At 59.5% G+C, this 14,365-nt stretch carries 10 protein-coding genes; 2 read left to right on the top strand and 8 right to left on the bottom strand.

The window, feature by feature from the left end; genetic code table 11:
* Window positions 1-198: 198 nt before the first annotated feature.
* Window positions 199-1,068, top strand: a complete 870-nt coding sequence (locus ABVN21_RS12470) for a hypothetical protein (protein WP_353637242.1) — start codon at window positions 199-201, stop codon at window positions 1,066-1,068.
* Between the two features lie 468 nt (window positions 1,069-1,536).
* Here ABVN21_RS12470 and ABVN21_RS12465 read toward each other — a convergent pair whose 3' ends face one another.
* From ABVN21_RS12465 to ABVN21_RS12435, 7 genes are all read right to left on the bottom strand, one after another.
* Window positions 1,537-2,208, bottom strand: coding sequence for a GntR family transcriptional regulator (locus ABVN21_RS12465; RefSeq protein WP_339552366.1), 672 nt, complete (start codon window positions 2,206-2,208; stop codon window positions 1,537-1,539).
* Between the two features lie 192 nt (window positions 2,209-2,400).
* On the bottom strand, window positions 2,401-3,873 hold the full coding sequence (locus tag ABVN21_RS12460; RefSeq protein WP_339552365.1) for an aldehyde dehydrogenase family protein: 1,473 nt from the start codon (window positions 3,871-3,873) through the stop codon (window positions 2,401-2,403).
* The gene (locus ABVN21_RS12455; protein WP_339552364.1) at window positions 3,866-4,693 is read right to left on the bottom strand and encodes an ABC transporter permease; all 828 of its coding nucleotides are present in this window, start codon (window positions 4,691-4,693) and stop codon (window positions 3,866-3,868) included. Before ABVN21_RS12455 ends, ABVN21_RS12460 begins: the two co-directional genes overlap by 8 nt.
* Window position 4,694: 1 nt before the next feature.
* The gene (locus ABVN21_RS12450) at window positions 4,695-5,612 is read right to left on the bottom strand and encodes an ABC transporter permease (RefSeq protein ID WP_339552363.1); all 918 of its coding nucleotides are present in this window, start codon (window positions 5,610-5,612) and stop codon (window positions 4,695-4,697) included.
* 30 nt (window positions 5,613-5,642) lie between these two features.
* The gene (locus tag ABVN21_RS12445; protein ID WP_034150191.1) at window positions 5,643-6,785 is read right to left on the bottom strand and encodes a spermidine/putrescine ABC transporter substrate-binding protein; all 1,143 of its coding nucleotides are present in this window, start codon (window positions 6,783-6,785) and stop codon (window positions 5,643-5,645) included.
* A 39-nt stretch (window positions 6,786-6,824) separates the two neighbouring features.
* Window positions 6,825-7,940 carry an ABC transporter ATP-binding protein gene (locus ABVN21_RS12440; protein WP_339552362.1) on the bottom strand — a complete coding sequence of 372 codons (1,116 nt, stop codon included), beginning with the start codon at window positions 7,938-7,940 and terminating at the stop codon, window positions 6,825-6,827.
* A 144-nt stretch (window positions 7,941-8,084) separates the two neighbouring features.
* Entirely contained in the window at window positions 8,085-8,912 is an 828-nt protein-coding gene (locus tag ABVN21_RS12435; RefSeq protein WP_339552361.1) for a LuxR C-terminal-related transcriptional regulator, read from the bottom strand.
* Window positions 8,913-9,301: 389 nt separating this feature from the next.
* Between ABVN21_RS12435 and ABVN21_RS12430 the strand changes: the two genes are divergently transcribed.
* On the top strand, window positions 9,302-11,875 hold the full coding sequence (locus tag ABVN21_RS12430) for an EAL domain-containing protein (RefSeq protein ID WP_339552360.1): 2,574 nt from the start codon (window positions 9,302-9,304) through the stop codon (window positions 11,873-11,875).
* A gap of 1,760 nt (window positions 11,876-13,635) precedes the next feature.
* On the opposite strand, the gene ABVN21_RS12425 is transcribed toward ABVN21_RS12430, so the two are convergent.
* Complete coding sequence (locus tag ABVN21_RS12425; protein ID WP_339552359.1) at window positions 13,636-14,361, bottom strand: Crp/Fnr family transcriptional regulator; 726 nt, start codon at window positions 14,359-14,361, stop codon at window positions 13,636-13,638.
* Window positions 14,362-14,365 lie beyond the last annotated feature (4 nt).

Genomic DNA, 14,365 nt, shown 5'->3' with positions numbered 1-14,365 from the left:
CATCCACCACTGATGTCGCCTGACACACCGCCATCGCTGGCAAGCCAGTTCCTACAGAGAATTGTGTTGGTCGCAATACTTGAGTATGGCTTGTAACTTGTGGGAGCTGGCCTGCCAGCGATGGGGCCAGTTCACCCACCACTGATGTTGCCTGACACACCGCCATCGCTGGCAAGCCAGCTCCTGCAGAGAATTGTGTTGGCTGCAATACTTGAGTACGGCGTGAAACTTGTGGGAGCTGGCTTGCCAGCGATGAGGCCGGTCCATCCACCACTGATGTTGCCTGACACACCGCCATCGCTGGCAAGCCAGCTCCTACAGAGAATTGTGTTGGCTGCAATACTTGAGTACGGCGTGAAACTTGTGGGAGCTGGCTTGCCAGCGATGAGGCCGGTCCATCCACCACTGATGCTGCCTGACACACCGTCATCGCTGGCAAGCCAGCTCCTACAAAGAATTGTGTTGGCCGTAATATTTGAGTACGGCGTGAAACTTGTGGGAGCTGGCTTGCCAGCGATGAGGCCGGTCCATCCACCACTGATGTTGCCTGACACACCGCCATCGCTGGCAAGCCAGCTCCTACAAAGAATTGTGTTGGCCGCAATACTTGAGTACGGCTTGAAACTCGTGGGAGCTGGCTTGCCAGCGATGGGGCCGGTCCATCCACCGCTGATGTTGCCTGACACACCGCCATCGCTGGCAAGCCAGCTCCTCCAGAGAATTGTGTTGGTCGCAATACTTGAGTACGGCTTGAAACTTGTGGGAGCTGGCCTGCCAGCGATGGGGCCAGTTCATCCACCACTGATGTCGCCTGACACACCGCCATCGCTGGCAAGCCAGCTCCTACAGAGAATTGTGTTGGCCGCAATATTTGAGTACGGCGTGAAACTTGTGGGAGCTGGCATGCCAGCGATGAGGCCGGTCCATCCACCACTGATGTTGCCTGACACACCGCCATCGCTGGCAAGCCAGCTCCTACAGAGAATTGTGTTGGCTGCAATACTTGAGTACGGCTTGAATTTGTGGGAGCTGGCTTGCCAGCGATGGGGCCGGTTCATCCACCGCTGATATTGCCTGACACACCGCCATCGCTGGCAAGCCAGTTTCTACAGAGAATTGTGTTGGTCGCAATACTTGAGTACGGCTTGAAACTCGTGGGAGCTGGCTTGCCAGCGATGAGGCCGGTCCATCCACCACTGATGTTGCCTGACACACCGCCATCGCTGGCAAGCCAGCTCCTACAGAGAATTGTGTTGGCTGCAATACTTGAGTACGGCTTGAATTTGTGGGAGCTGGCTTGCCAGCGATGGGGCCGGTTCATCCACCACGGATGTTGCCTGACACACCGCCATCGCTGGCAAGCCAGCTCCTACAGAGAATTGTGTTGGTCGCAATACTTGAGTACGGCGTGAAATTTGTGGGAGCTGGCTTGCCAGCGATGGGGCCGGTTCATCCACCACGGATGTTGCCTGACACACCGCCATCGCTGGCAAGCCAGCTCCTGCAAGAGGCGTTCGCAATCCCAGGTCGATCAGGTCAATGGGCGTGGGGCAGGTGCTTGAACAGGGTCTCGCAAACCCCGGCGATGTGTTCGTCCAACAGCTTCACCGCCTGGTCCACATCCCCGGCACGACAAGCCGCGAGGATCTCGCGGTGTTCGTGATCGGCGCGTTCCTTGCCGGCCGAAAGGCTCATCTGCATGCGCAGGTAACGCTCAAGCTTGTCGTTGACCGAACGGATCAGGCTGACCAGAAATGGCCGTTGCGCCGGTTCGTAAAGGCACGCGTGCAGTTCCCAGTTGAGCTCGGCCCAGCGTCCTACGTCGTCCTCGCCGATGAATTCCTGGCAGATCCGCTCGGCACGGGCGAAGGTCTCTTCGGTCATGTTGGGAATGGCCAGGCGCAACACCTTGTCTTCCAGCAACATGCGCACTTCGAACATCTGCGCCAGTTCCGCATCGGAAATCCGCGTGACCATCGCTCCGCGATTGCGCTGGAACATCACCAGCCCTTCAGCCTCCAGCCGCTTTAAAGCCTCGCGCACCGGAATCTTGCTGACGTTGAACTGGCGGGCGATGTCGTCCTGGCGGATCGGCTCATCCTCAGCAAAGTGCCCGGCGACGATCGCATCCCTTAGATGACGGGTGATGATTTCCGAGGTCGAGGGCGTGTTTCCCAGGTCGGGAGCGTTGAATTTGGGTAGGTTCACGGCAGCGTCGTTTCGAATGAGATGGCGATAGGGTATACGAAATTCGTTAGCCGATCTGCGTCGCTTCGTCCGGGTTGTCGGAGCAGTGACCTCACCAATCAAGAATGTTGGGCCCTCAGTAAACTGTATCTCGGATTGAATTGGCGGCGAAGATCCGTAGGAGCCAGCAAGCCGGCTCCTACAGCGAACCGCTCATTTCAGGTACCACCCCCACGGTTGCTCACTGACGTACTCGGTGACCTGCTTGACCTCCAGGTAGTTGTGCAACCCCCATTGCCCCAGCTCACGGCCGATACCGCTGTGTTTCATACCGCCCCATGGCGCTTCGACGAAGGTCGGTTGTGAGCAGTTGACCCAGACAATCCCGGCGCGCAACTGGTTGGCGACGCGCGTGGTGCGCTGCAAGTCGGCGCTCATCACCGCGGCGGCGAGACCGAAGCGGCTGGCGTTGGCCATTTGCACGGCTTGTTCTTCGGTCTTGAAGCGTTTGATGCACAGCACGGGGCCGAACACTTCTTCGCGCCAGAGGATGCTGCTGTGGCCGGGTTCGTCGAAGATCGCCGGTTCGATGAAGTAACCCTGCGGCAAATGCGCCGGTCGCCGCCCTCCGGTGAGCAGGCGCGCACCGCTGGCGAGGCCTTGATCGATGAAACCGAGCACTTTGTCGTACTGGCCTTGGCTGACCAAAGGCCCCAGCAGAACACCGGACTGCATGCCAGGGCCGATGCTGATCTTGCGGGTTTCTTCCACCAGTCGTTCGATCAGGCGCGGGGCAATGTTGTCCTGCACCAGCAGACGCGAAGTGGCGCTGCACACCTGGCCCTGGTTCCAGAAAATCCCGAACAGAATCCACTCCACCGCGGCTTCGACATCAGCATCGTCGAACACAATGAACGCGGATTTACCGCCCAGTTCGAGGCTGATGTTTTTGATGTCGCGGGCCGCCGCCGACATGATTTTCGCCCCCGTGGGCACGCTGCCGGTGAAGGCCAGTTTGTCCACGCCGGGGTGCTCGGTCAGAGGGCTGCCGGCGTCGGCGCCCAGGCCTGTGACCACGTTCAAGACCCCGGCGGGCAGGCCGATGCGGTCAGCGGCGGCGGCCAGTTCCAGCGCCGTCAATGGCGTCAGCTCGGAGGGTTTCAACACCACCGTGGCCCCGGCTGCCAGTGCCGGTGCGACTTTCCATGCAGCCATCAGCAGCGGGTAGTTCCACGGGATAATCTGCCCGGCCACGCCAATCGGTTCGTGGCGGATGCGGCAGCGAAAGCGCGCGTCCGGCAACGCCAAGGGCTGGTCCTGTTGCTGATCCAGTTCGCGGGCGAGTCCGGCGTAGTAGCGGAAACAGCCAATCGCATCGCCAACGTCCCACTGCGCTTCGGGCAAGGGTTTGCCGTTGTCGCGCACTTCCAGTTCCGCCAATGCCTGTTGGCCGCTCTCCAGTTCATCGGCCAGCGCTTCCAGCCATTGCGCGCGATCAGCACCGCTGGTGCGACTCCAGCCGTTATCGAACGCACGGCGTGCGGCGCGTACGGCATGATCGACGTCTTCTTCAGTCCCTGCGGCAACGCGTTGAAAGACTTGCTCGGTGGCCGGGTCGATGACTTCCAGATAACCGCCCAGATCCGGGCTGACCCACTCGCCATTGATGTATAGCTGATCACGCATGGTGCGACTCCTGGACGCCGGTCCGGCGGTTTTGCAGAGAGCGGGAAGTGAATAGCAGGGCCAGCGACACGCAGATGATCACCGTCGAGATCGCGTTGATCTCCGGTGTCACGCCGCGGCGGATGGACGAAAAGATGTAGATCGGCAGCGTTGTTTCCGAGCCGGCGACGAAGAAGGCGATGATGAAGTCGTCGAAGCTGAAGGTGAACGCCAGGAGGAATCCGGCCATGATCGCCGGGCTGATCTGCGGCAGGGTGACCCGCCAGAAGGTTTGCATCGGTGGCGCATAAAGGTCGGCCGAAGCTTCCAGCAAGGCTTTGTCCAGCGAGTCGACGCGGCTGCGCACGATCACCATGACCAGCGCCATGGTGAACAGTGAGTGCGCGGCGATCACGGTGAAGAAACCCATGTTCAGCCGAGGCACGTCGGGCATCCAGCTCGCCAGCAGCGGGTTGATCAGGTCAAACAGACTGATGAACGCAATCAGCGTCGAGATGCCGATGACGATGCCCGGAACGATGATTGCGCAATAGGTCAGGGCATCGAACAGCAGGCGCACCTTGCGTCCGGCACGCTGCAAACCGAACACCGCCAGGGTGCCGAACAGCGTCGCCAGCACCGCCGAACAGAAGGCGATGAACGCACTGTGCGCGAGCGCTTCCATGATGAACGGGTTGCCGAAGGCGCGGCCGAACCATTGCACCGAACAGCATTCGAAGGCCAGGCCACTGCGCCCGGCGTTGAAGCTGAACAGCACGATCAGGGCAATCGGCGCGTAGAGAAACAGGTACAGCGAAGTCGAATAGCTGCGCAGCCACATGTCACAGACCTCCGTCGGCAGGGCGGCCGCCATAGCGCGCCACCAGCTTCAAATACAGGCCGATGATCAGCAACATCATCGCCACCAGGGTCATTGCCAGCGCACTGCCAAACGGCCAGTTGCGCGATTGCAGGAACAGGTCGACCAGCGCGTTGCCGACAAAGAACACCTTGCCGCCGCCGAGAATGGCCGGGATCAAAAACTCGCCCATCAGCAGGATGAACACCAGCATCACGCCGGTGATGATGCCGGGTGCGGAGAGGGGCAGGGTGATACGCCGGAAGCTTTCGAAAGCGCTGGCGCCCAGGTCTGCCGAGGCTTCGAGCAGGCGCTTGTCGAGTTTTTCCAGACTGACGTAGATCGGGAAGACCATCAGCGGCAAGTAGCCGTAGACGATGCCGATCAGCACCGCCCAAGGCGTGTTGATCAAGCGCACATCCTCAAGACCCAGGCTGGCCAGCAAGGCCGGAATGCCTTTGCCGCTGAGGATGAAAATCCACGCGTAGGTGCGGATCAGGAAACTGGTCCAAAACGGCACAATCACCAACGTCAGCAGCAGCGAACGGTTCTTGCTGACTTTGACCGCCAGGAAGTACGCCAGTGGATAAGCCGCCACCAGGCACACCAACGTGCCCAGTGGCGCCAACACCAGCGTGTTGCCGAACGCTGCTGCCCGCGAACCGAGGTTCAGGTAATTGGCCAGCGTGAAGCCCCCGGCATAACCGCCCACGGCGCTGCGTTCGCCGAAGCTGAAGACCAGGATGATCACCAGCGGCATCAACAACAGCAGCAGGAACCACAGGGTCGAAGGCAAGAGCATCAGCAGGGTGATCCGCCGGCCGAGGCTGCGTCGTTGGCGCACCTCGACCAACAGGGCACTGCCCGGCTGCACCGTTTGCGGGTGGGCGGCGGCATTCATGGGGGACTCCTCGTTAGCCATGGCAGGTGATCAGGCGGATTTGAAGCGGGCCATCAGTTCGGCACGCGCCGGGCTGGTGAGCGTCGCTGCCGCACCGAACTCCAGTGGGCTGAGGGCTTCGGCGGCCGGGTACATGATTGGATCGCTGAGCATCGCGGTTGGCAGCAGCGCGTCGACCCGCTTGTCACCACTCGGGTAGCCGTGGCTCAACACTTCGAGCTTGTTGTGCTGCGGATCGAGCAGGTAGTTGATGAAGGCGTAGGCCGCGTCTTTGTGTTCCGAGTTTTTCGGGATGGCGAAGAAGTCGCTCCACAGTTCGCCACCTTCCTTGCCCAGCTCGAACTGCATTTGCGCGTTGTCGCGGTGCAGCTGCGACGCGTCACCGGTCCAGGACATCGCCAGCCAGGCGTCGCCGCTGCGCATTGACGGCTGGATATCTGAGTTGATCGCGAACAGGTGTGGCTTGACTTCGATCAGCAGTTTTTCCGCGTCGGCCAGTTCTTTCGGGTCCAGGGAGTTGAAGCTGTAGCCGAAGCTTTTCAGGGCGTTGCCGATGGCGGTCAGTTGATAGTCGTGAACCATGGTGCGGCCGCTGGCAGGGCCTTGGGCGGCGGCCCAGAACTCTTTCCAGCTGGTCGGGCCATTTTTCAGTTTGCCCGTGTCGTAGAGCATCCCGGTGGTGCCCCAGTTTTTCGGCACCGCATACACCTTGCCGTCGACTGTGCCTTGGGCCATGAATTTCTGCTGGAACGCAGACGCATCGAAGTTGGGAATGCGCGACAGGTCCAGCGGCTCAATCAGGCCCAGGCCGACGTAGGTGCTGATGGTGTAGTTGGTTGGCACCAGCACGTCCCAGCCGCTGCCACCGGCCTGCAACTTGGCGAGCATTTCTTCGTTGGAGCCGAACACGCTCATGGACACCCGCGCGCCGGTGGTCTTGGCAAACGCGTCGAGGTTTTCCTGGCTGTGGTAATTCGGCCAGGTTGCCAGGGAAAGTCGATCGCCCAGTTTGGTCTGATCGGCGGCCTCGGCGGTCGAGGTCAATAGGCCGGGCATGTTGGTCGCGACCACCGCAGCGGCGATCCCGAGGCCCGTGCGGCCGAGAAAATCGCGGCGACTGATCGAGCCGTTCTGCCAGCTGCGCAGGGTCTTGATAAAAGTTTTCTGGTCCATAACACGCTCCCCATCCGGTTGATGAAACGAATCGATGATTTACAACGCCATGGCCAGGCCATTGGCGTGATCCCAGCCGACGCGCACTGCCGCGCCGTGTTCGAATGCGTTGTCGCCGTGATCCTGTTGGCGCGGCACGCGTACACAGACCACGCCAAAGGCCTGAGTACGCACGCGGTATTCGGTGGAATTGCCCAGGTAAATGCGGTCTTCCACACAACCGGGCAGCATTACTTCGCGGGTCATGTCGGCTTTGGCGCCAGCGATGCTGATCAGCTCCGGGCGCACCGCGATGCAACCGTCGGCGTCCGCGCTCAGGGCCTTGCCGGTGGGTGTCAGCGGGCTGGTCAGTTCCAGTCCTTGCTCAGTCCGTAGCACCACCGAGTTGCCGTGCAGGTGGCGGACCTTGCCGTTGAACAGATTGGATTCGCCGATAAAGTCAGCAACGTAGCGGCTGGCCGGCGCTTCGTAGAGTTGTTCCGGAGTGGCGGTCTGGATGATCGAGCCGTTGTGCATCACGCTGATGCTGTCGCTCATCGACAGCGCTTCTTCCTGATCGTGAGTCACCAGTACAAAGGTGATGCCGACCTCGCGCTGCAACCGCAGCAGCTCCGATTGCATCTCCTTGCGCAGTTTGCGATCCAGCGCGGCCAGCGGCTCATCGAGCAGCAACACCGTGGGCTTGTTAACCAGCGCCCGGGCCAACGCCACGCGTTGCTGTTGGCCGCCCGAGAGTTCGCTCGGTTTACGCTGGCCGAAGCCGCTCAGCCGAACCATCTCCAGGGCTTCATCGGCCATGCGCATCTGTTGTTTTTTGTCGGGTCGCGGGGTGCGATAACGCAGGCCATAGGCAATGTTCTGCGCCACGGTCAGGTGCGGAAACAACGCGTAATGCTGGAACACCATGTTCACCGGCCGCTCGAAGGCCGGCACGCCGGCGACGTTTTTCCCCGCCAGACGCACTTCACCGCTAGTGGGTTGTTCGAAGCCGGCGATCATGCGCAAGGTGGTAGTTTTGCCGCAGCCGGAGCCGCCGAGGAAGGAGTGGAACGAGCCGCGTCGCACCGCGAAATTCAAGCCATTGACGGCCTGCACCTCGCCATAGCGTTTGACCACATTGCAGAATTCGATATCGCTTGGCTGGTTGTCGTTCACGGTCGGCTCCCTTGCAGTGATGAAACAGCGCGTCGGGGACCAAACTAGCAATGTGGGTTTTGCGGCGTATATATCCCTTGGGGGATAGGTGAGGGCCGATACACAAGATCAAAAGATCGCAGCCTTCGGCAGCTCAGGGGTGAGTTAGACAATCGCGGTGTTTAAGCCAGGAGCCTGCAACTCATTCTCAGTGAGCTCACGGATGAACAGCCCCAACAATTCAGACTGACTGCCAATACCGAGTTTGGCGTAGATGTTCTTGCGGTGGATCTTCACGGTGCCAGGGCTGATGTTCAGTTGTTCGGCGACTGAGGCGCTGGAGTGGCCGCGCAACAGCAACTGGACGATTTCCTGTTCGCGCCCGGTCAGGATGTGCCTGCCGAAGTGGTCGAAGGCATCGCGAATCTTGAAGTCGAGGTCCTGTTCCGGGCGCGGTTGCTGGGCCAGACGCAGGCGCCAGGCTTCGTTGATGACTTGCTCGACCACCGCTTGGGCGCACTCGACCAACTGCATTTCGTCACGGCTGAACGCGCAACTGGTGGAGGAACGCATCAGCGACAGCACCGCCGTGGCGCCGCCGCCGAGGTCAACGAAAAACGCCACTTCTTCTGCCAGGCCGGTTTGCTGGTAGTAAGTCAGGTAGTACTCGCCGAGATAGAAGTGGTCGGGCGCAAATTGGCGCAAACGCCACAGCCCGGGTGCTTGCCCGCGAGTGCAAGCCAGGTAAAACGGATCGAGCAAATAAGGCCCGCACTGATAGTCATCGACATACACCGCGCGCTTGTCCGCCGAGAAGGTGTCGAACAGCGCCAACGGTCGATGGTTGCCTTCGTAGACAAACAGCACGAAATGATCGACCGGGCATACTTGCCGCAACCAGTGACTCAACCCCGATAGCCGTGAGTGCCCAGCGGGCAAGTCAAGCAAGTGGGCGACGCCGGTGGTCCAGTGTTTCAGTTCCTTGGGGCGCATGAGAGCTTCAAAGCGGATGGGATGGCGTTTAGATGCACAAAGTACGCCATGGCTACGCGGGCCTTGCAGATCAGGATCGGGCGCCGGCAAGACGCTTAAAGTCTGCACCGCAACAGGGCTGCCGTGTTACCGAGTGCTACAGACGAGGTATCAAAATGCCCTGACTATTACTTCGTCAGATCTTCACTTCGCGACTATCCTGAATTTCATGCCGGGTTTTCTCTTGAACCTGTCGTTTCAGCAGGCGAAACCAGAGTATTGGCGTCAAAAAGCCGGAACAAAACGTTGCTTCGATGATAGGTCCCTTCCGGTCATGAGGGGTCGTCTGGCGTCCCACGAGCTTTTAAGGATGAAAAGCGGTGGTTGCATGGATAAATGTGGCAACAACCATGAACACGAGAGTCGAACTGACAAGTGGCCAAGAGGCGCAGGATTTTTTTGTACAAACACTGGAGCAGGCGGTTGATGCCGTGGTGGTTGTGGATGATCAGGACCTCGTGGTGTTTTTTAATGCGGCGGCCGAGAAATTCTGGGGCTGTTCGCGCAGTGAAATGCTCGGCAGTGATATCAACTCTTTGGTGCCGCAAGCCCTCAGCCTGCGCCATGATGGTTTTGTCAGCGTAAACCGCAGTGCCGGCAACAAGATTGCCGGCATCAGTCGAGATGTCCGGATTGTGCGCAACGATGGCCAGGATCGTTGGGGCGTCATGTCGGTGTCGAAAATCGCCTTGGAGGAACGGACGCTGTACGCGGTTTTTCTCAAGGATGTCACGCAGATGCGCTTGCAGGACATCGAGCACCGTTTGCTCTCGATGTCGGTCAATGCCACCAGCTCGGCGACGTGCATCGTCGACACCCATGCACATCTGATCTATGTGAATGAAGGGCTCGTGAATCTGCTGGGCTACACCCGTGAGGAGGTGATAGGTCAGTCACCGATGATGTTCTTTGTGTCTGACGCTCGGGCGGGGGCCTGCGTAGAACCGGGACTGGCGGCCATTCTCTGTGGTGAACCCAATGAATTCAGTGCGCTGATCAGTAAACGCAACGGCCAGCGGCTATGGGTGCATGTGTCCTCGACCCCCGTGTTTGACGCGCAAGGGCAGGTCGAAAACATTGTCATTGTGCTGACTGACATTACCCAGTCAAAACTGCATGAGGTGCTTCAGGAAAAAGTCATCGGCGCACTGCTCAAGGAGGAATCCCTGGAAAGCGTGCTGACCTTGCTCTGTCATGAAATTGAACGCATCGCTCCCGAAGTCATTGTCTCGATACTCAGCGTGGATTCGGAAGGAATTCTGCACCCCTTGGCCAGCCCTGGCTTGCCCTCGGATTACTCCAGGGCCATCGAAGGCTTGTCCATCGGCCCGGTGGCGGGATCCTGCGGCACCGCTGCGTACCGGGGCGAACCGGTGCTGGTGACGGACATCAATCACGACCCGCTCTGGGCCGATTACAAACACTTGGCGCAGAAATCCGGTTTGCAGGCCTGCTGGTCGTTGCCGGTGCGCAATGGTTGCGGGCGAATCGCCGCAACGTTTGCCCTTTATTTCAGGGAAGCCCGTGGGCCCGACCCTTTGCACGCGCATTTGGTGACGGCCGGCACGCACCTGTGCATGTTGGCGCTGGAGCGCGAGGAAGCGCGCCAATCCATTCGAAAGATGGCCTTTTACGATGGCCTGACGGGGTTGCCCAATCGCAACTTCCTGCTTGCCCAGGCACAGCGCAGTCTTCTGGAAATGGCGCGCGAGCAGGCCGAACTCGCCGTGCTGTTCATTGATCTTGACCGGTTCAAGCAAATCAACGATGCGCTGGGGCATGCCTCGGGGGACGAGTTACTGCGCGTCATGGCGCAAAGGCTGCGTAGCGTGCTGCGTGAGTCTGACCTTGTCGGACGTCTGTCCGGTGATGAGTTCGTGCTGGTGCTGACACGCATGGATTCGACGCAGGTCACGACCTTTCTTGAACGGCTGATGGCGCTGTTGAATCGACCGTCGACGATTGCCGGCACCTCTGTGGTTGTCTCGGCCAGCGTGGGCATCAGCCTGTTCCCGGCCGATGGACAAGACATGGAGAGCCTGCTGCATCGGGCCGACATTGCGATGTATCAGGCCAAGCGCACTGAGCGCGGCAGCTTCAGTTTCTTTGTTGAAGAGATGAACAGGATCGCCCAGGACCGCTTGGTGATGGAAACGGCGCTGCGCAACGCTTTGGCCAGCGATACCCTGCAATTGTTCTATCAGCCACAAATCGACCTCAACAGCGGGCGCCTGGTCGGTGTCGAGGCGCTGGCGCGCTGGATGCACCCGACCCTGGGCGATATTTCGCCCGCGCAATTCGTCCCGCTTGCCGAGGAGTGCGGGTTAATCAATGAGTTGAGTCAATGGGTGCTGCAAGAAGCCTGCGAGCAACTCGCCGCGTGGCGGCAACAAGGTCTGGTGATCCCGTCCCTGTCGGTCAATCTGTCGCCCATCAATTTCCATAACCTCAACCTGGCAGAACTGATTGACCACCAACTTCAGCGATACGGCCTGCAACCCAGCGACCTGTGCGTGGAAGTGACCGAGGGCTTGCTGCTGAGCAAAAGTCCGGGCACCGAACAAACCATCCGCGATTTGCATGCGTTGGGAGTGCGGCTGGCGATCGATGATTTCGGCACGGGTTATTCCAGCCTTGGTTACCTGCGGCATTTGCCCATCAGCGAATTGAAGCTGGACAAAAGTTTTGTCGACGACCTTGAATACGACACGTCCTGCCGGGCCTTGAGCGAATCCGTCATCGGAATCGGCAAAGGCCTTTCCTTGCAGGTGGTGGCGGAAGGCATCGAGTGCGCGAGTCAGCGAGACATTCTCAAGGCCCAGGGCTACGAGGTCGGGCAGGGTAATTTCTTCTCGATCCCGCTGCCCGGCGAGGCATTCATGCAGCTCATTGGGCCTGCAGGTTGCAAGGCAGTCACTGGCTGAAGCTCCGTGCGTTGTACTCGCTGCTAACGAACGTCGCTGTAGGAGCAAGCTTGCTCGCGATTGCGGGCTGGCATTCAGCAATGATGTCGACTGATACACGGTTATCGCGAGCAAGCTTGCTCCTACAGACGGACGGGGTGGGTTCGAGTCTTTTGATCGGCAGGTGCCTGCCCCGACTGGGCTGAAACTATCGAAGGTCGCTGTAGGAGCAAGCTTGCTCGCGATTGCGGGCTGGCATCCAGCATTGATGTCGACTGATACGCCGTTATCGCGAGCAAGCTTGCTCCTACAGACGGACGGGGTGGTTTCGAGTCTTTTGATCGGCAGTAGCGCCGGTGACAGGTGCCTGGCCCGACTGGGCTGAAACTATCGAAGGTCGCTGTAGGAGCAAGCTTGCTCGCGATTGCGGGCTGGCATTCAGCATTGATGTTGACTGATACGCCGTTGTCGCGAGCAAGCTTGCTCCTACAGAGGGACGGGTGGTTTCGAGTCTTTTGATCGGCAGTAGCGCCGGTGACAGGTGCCTGGCCCGACTGGGCTGAAACTATCGAAGGTCGCTGTAGGAGCAAGCTTGCTCGCGACTGCGGGCTGGCATTCAGCATTGATGTCGACTGATACGCCATTGTCGCGAGCAAGCTTGCTCCTACAGAGGGACGGGTGGTTTCGAGTCTTTTGATCGGCAGTAGCGCCGGTGACAGGTGCCTGGCCCGACTGGGCTGAAACTATCGAAGGTCGCTGTAGGAGCAAGCTTGCTCGCGACTGCGGGCTGGCATTCAGCATTGATGTCGGCTGATACACGGTTATCGCGAGCAAGCTTGCTCCTACAGACGGATGGAGTGGGTTCGAGTCTTTTGATCGGCAGGTGCGCCGGTGACAGGTGCCTGGCCCGGCTGGGCTGAAACTATCGAAGGTCGCTGTAGGAGCAAGCTTGCTCGCGATTGCGGGCTGGCATTCAGCATTGATGTCGACTGATACGCCGTTATCGCGAGCAAGCTTGCTCCTACAGACGGGCGGTGTGGTTTCGAGTCTTTTGATCGGCAGGTGCGCCGGTGACAGGTGCCTGGCCCGACTGGGCTGAAACTATCGAAGGTCGCTTTAGGAGCAAGCTTGCTCGCGATTGCGGGCTGGCATTCAGCATTGATGTCGACTGATACGCCGTTGTCGCGAGCAAGCTTGCTCCTACAGGCGGATGGGGTGGTTTCGAGTCTTTTGATCGCAGGTGCGCCGGTGACAGGTGCCTGCCCCGACTGGGCTGAAACTATCGAAGGTCGCTGTAGGAGCAAGCTTGCTCGCGATTGCGGATTGGCATTCAGCATTGATGTCGATTGATAAACCGTTATCGCGAGCAAGCTTGCTCCTACAGACGGACGGGGTGGTTTCGAGTCTTTTGATCGCAGGTGCGCCGGTGACAGGTGCCTGCCCCGACTGGGCTGAAACTATCGAAGGTCGCTGTAGGAGCAAGCTTGCTCGCGATTGCGGGCTGGCATTCAGCATTGATGTCGACTGATACGCCGTTATCGCGAGCAAGCTTGCTCCTACAGACAGAGGGGTTATTTCGAGTCTTTTGATCGGCAGGTGCGCCGGTGACAGGTGCCTGTCCCGACTGGGCTGAAACTATCGAAGGTCGCTGTAGGAGCAAGCTTGCTCGCGATTGCGGACTTGCTACAGCATTGATGTCGACTGATACGCGGTTATCGCGAGCAAGCTTGCTCCTACAGAGGGACGGGGTGGTTTGCAGTTTTTGTGCCGGTGACGCGTGCCTACTCGTCCTGACGGCGGGTGTAGTGCAACAATCGATCGGTTTCGGTCTTGACCACCAGGTAGCACTCGCAGCTGAGCCGTTCCAGGCGTGCTCTGTCCAGTACCGTGATCTGGCCTCGGCTGTACTCGATGACGCCTTGGCGTTGCAGTTTGCCCGCGGCTTCAGTGACGCCTTCGCGGCGCACGCCAAGCATGTTGGCGATCAGTTCCTGGGTCATGGTCAGGTGGTTGCCGTGCAGGCGATCCAGCGACAACAGTAGCCATCGACACAATTGCTGGTCGATCGAATGATGGCGATTGCACAGGGCGGTCTGGGACATTTGCGTGATCAGCGCCTGGGTGTAGCGCAGCATCAGTAACAGCAAATCACCATGGCGGTTGAATTCTTTCTTGAGCTTTTGCCCCGGCAGACGAAAGGCGCTTCCGGCACTTTGCACCACCGCCCGACTGGAGGTGCTTTCGCCGCCCATGAACAGCGCGATGCCGATCAAACCCTCGTTGCCGACCACGGCGATCTCGGCAGAGGAGCCATTCTCCGTGACATGCAGCAGGGAGACGATGGCGTCGGTCGGGAAGTAAACATGGCGCAAGGTGTCCCCCGGTTCATACAGCACATCGCCCAGCGCCAGGCCGACCAGTTCCAGATGCGGAACAAGACGCTGGAGATCGTTGGCCGGAAGTGCCGCCAGCAGATGATTGTGATTGGGCAGGGGTGAGGCATACATGTCG

Origin of the sequence: Pseudomonas sp. MYb327 (assembly GCF_040438925.1) — a bacterium.
Lineage (GTDB): Bacteria > Pseudomonadota > Gammaproteobacteria > Pseudomonadales > Pseudomonadaceae > Aquipseudomonas.
The sequence above is the reverse complement of the archived record's forward strand: the minus strand, read 5'-3'. Positions and strand labels throughout refer to the sequence as shown.

Excerpts from the sequence above, each read along its gene's own strand:
- ABVN21_RS12435 (WP_339552361.1), bottom strand. The coding sequence starts at position 8,912 with ATGCGCCCCAAGGAACTGAAACACTGGACCACCGGCGTCGCCCACTTG.
- ABVN21_RS12460 (WP_339552365.1), bottom strand. The coding sequence starts at position 3,873 with ATGCGTGATCAGCTATACATCAATGGCGAGTGGGTCAGCCCGGATCTG.
- ABVN21_RS12430 (WP_339552360.1), top strand. The coding sequence starts at position 9,302 with ATGAACACGAGAGTCGAACTGACAAGTGGCCAAGAGGCGCAGGATTTT.
- ABVN21_RS12450 (WP_339552363.1), bottom strand. The coding sequence starts at position 5,612 with ATGAATGCCGCCGCCCACCCGCAAACGGTGCAGCCGGGCAGTGCCCTG.
- ABVN21_RS12445 (WP_034150191.1), bottom strand. The coding sequence starts at position 6,785 with ATGGACCAGAAAACTTTTATCAAGACCCTGCGCAGCTGGCAGAACGGC.
- ABVN21_RS12425 (WP_339552359.1), bottom strand. The coding sequence starts at position 14,361 with ATGTATGCCTCACCCCTGCCCAATCACAATCATCTGCTGGCGGCACTT.
- ABVN21_RS12455 (WP_339552364.1), bottom strand. The coding sequence starts at position 4,693 with ATGTGGCTGCGCAGCTATTCGACTTCGCTGTACCTGTTTCTCTACGCG.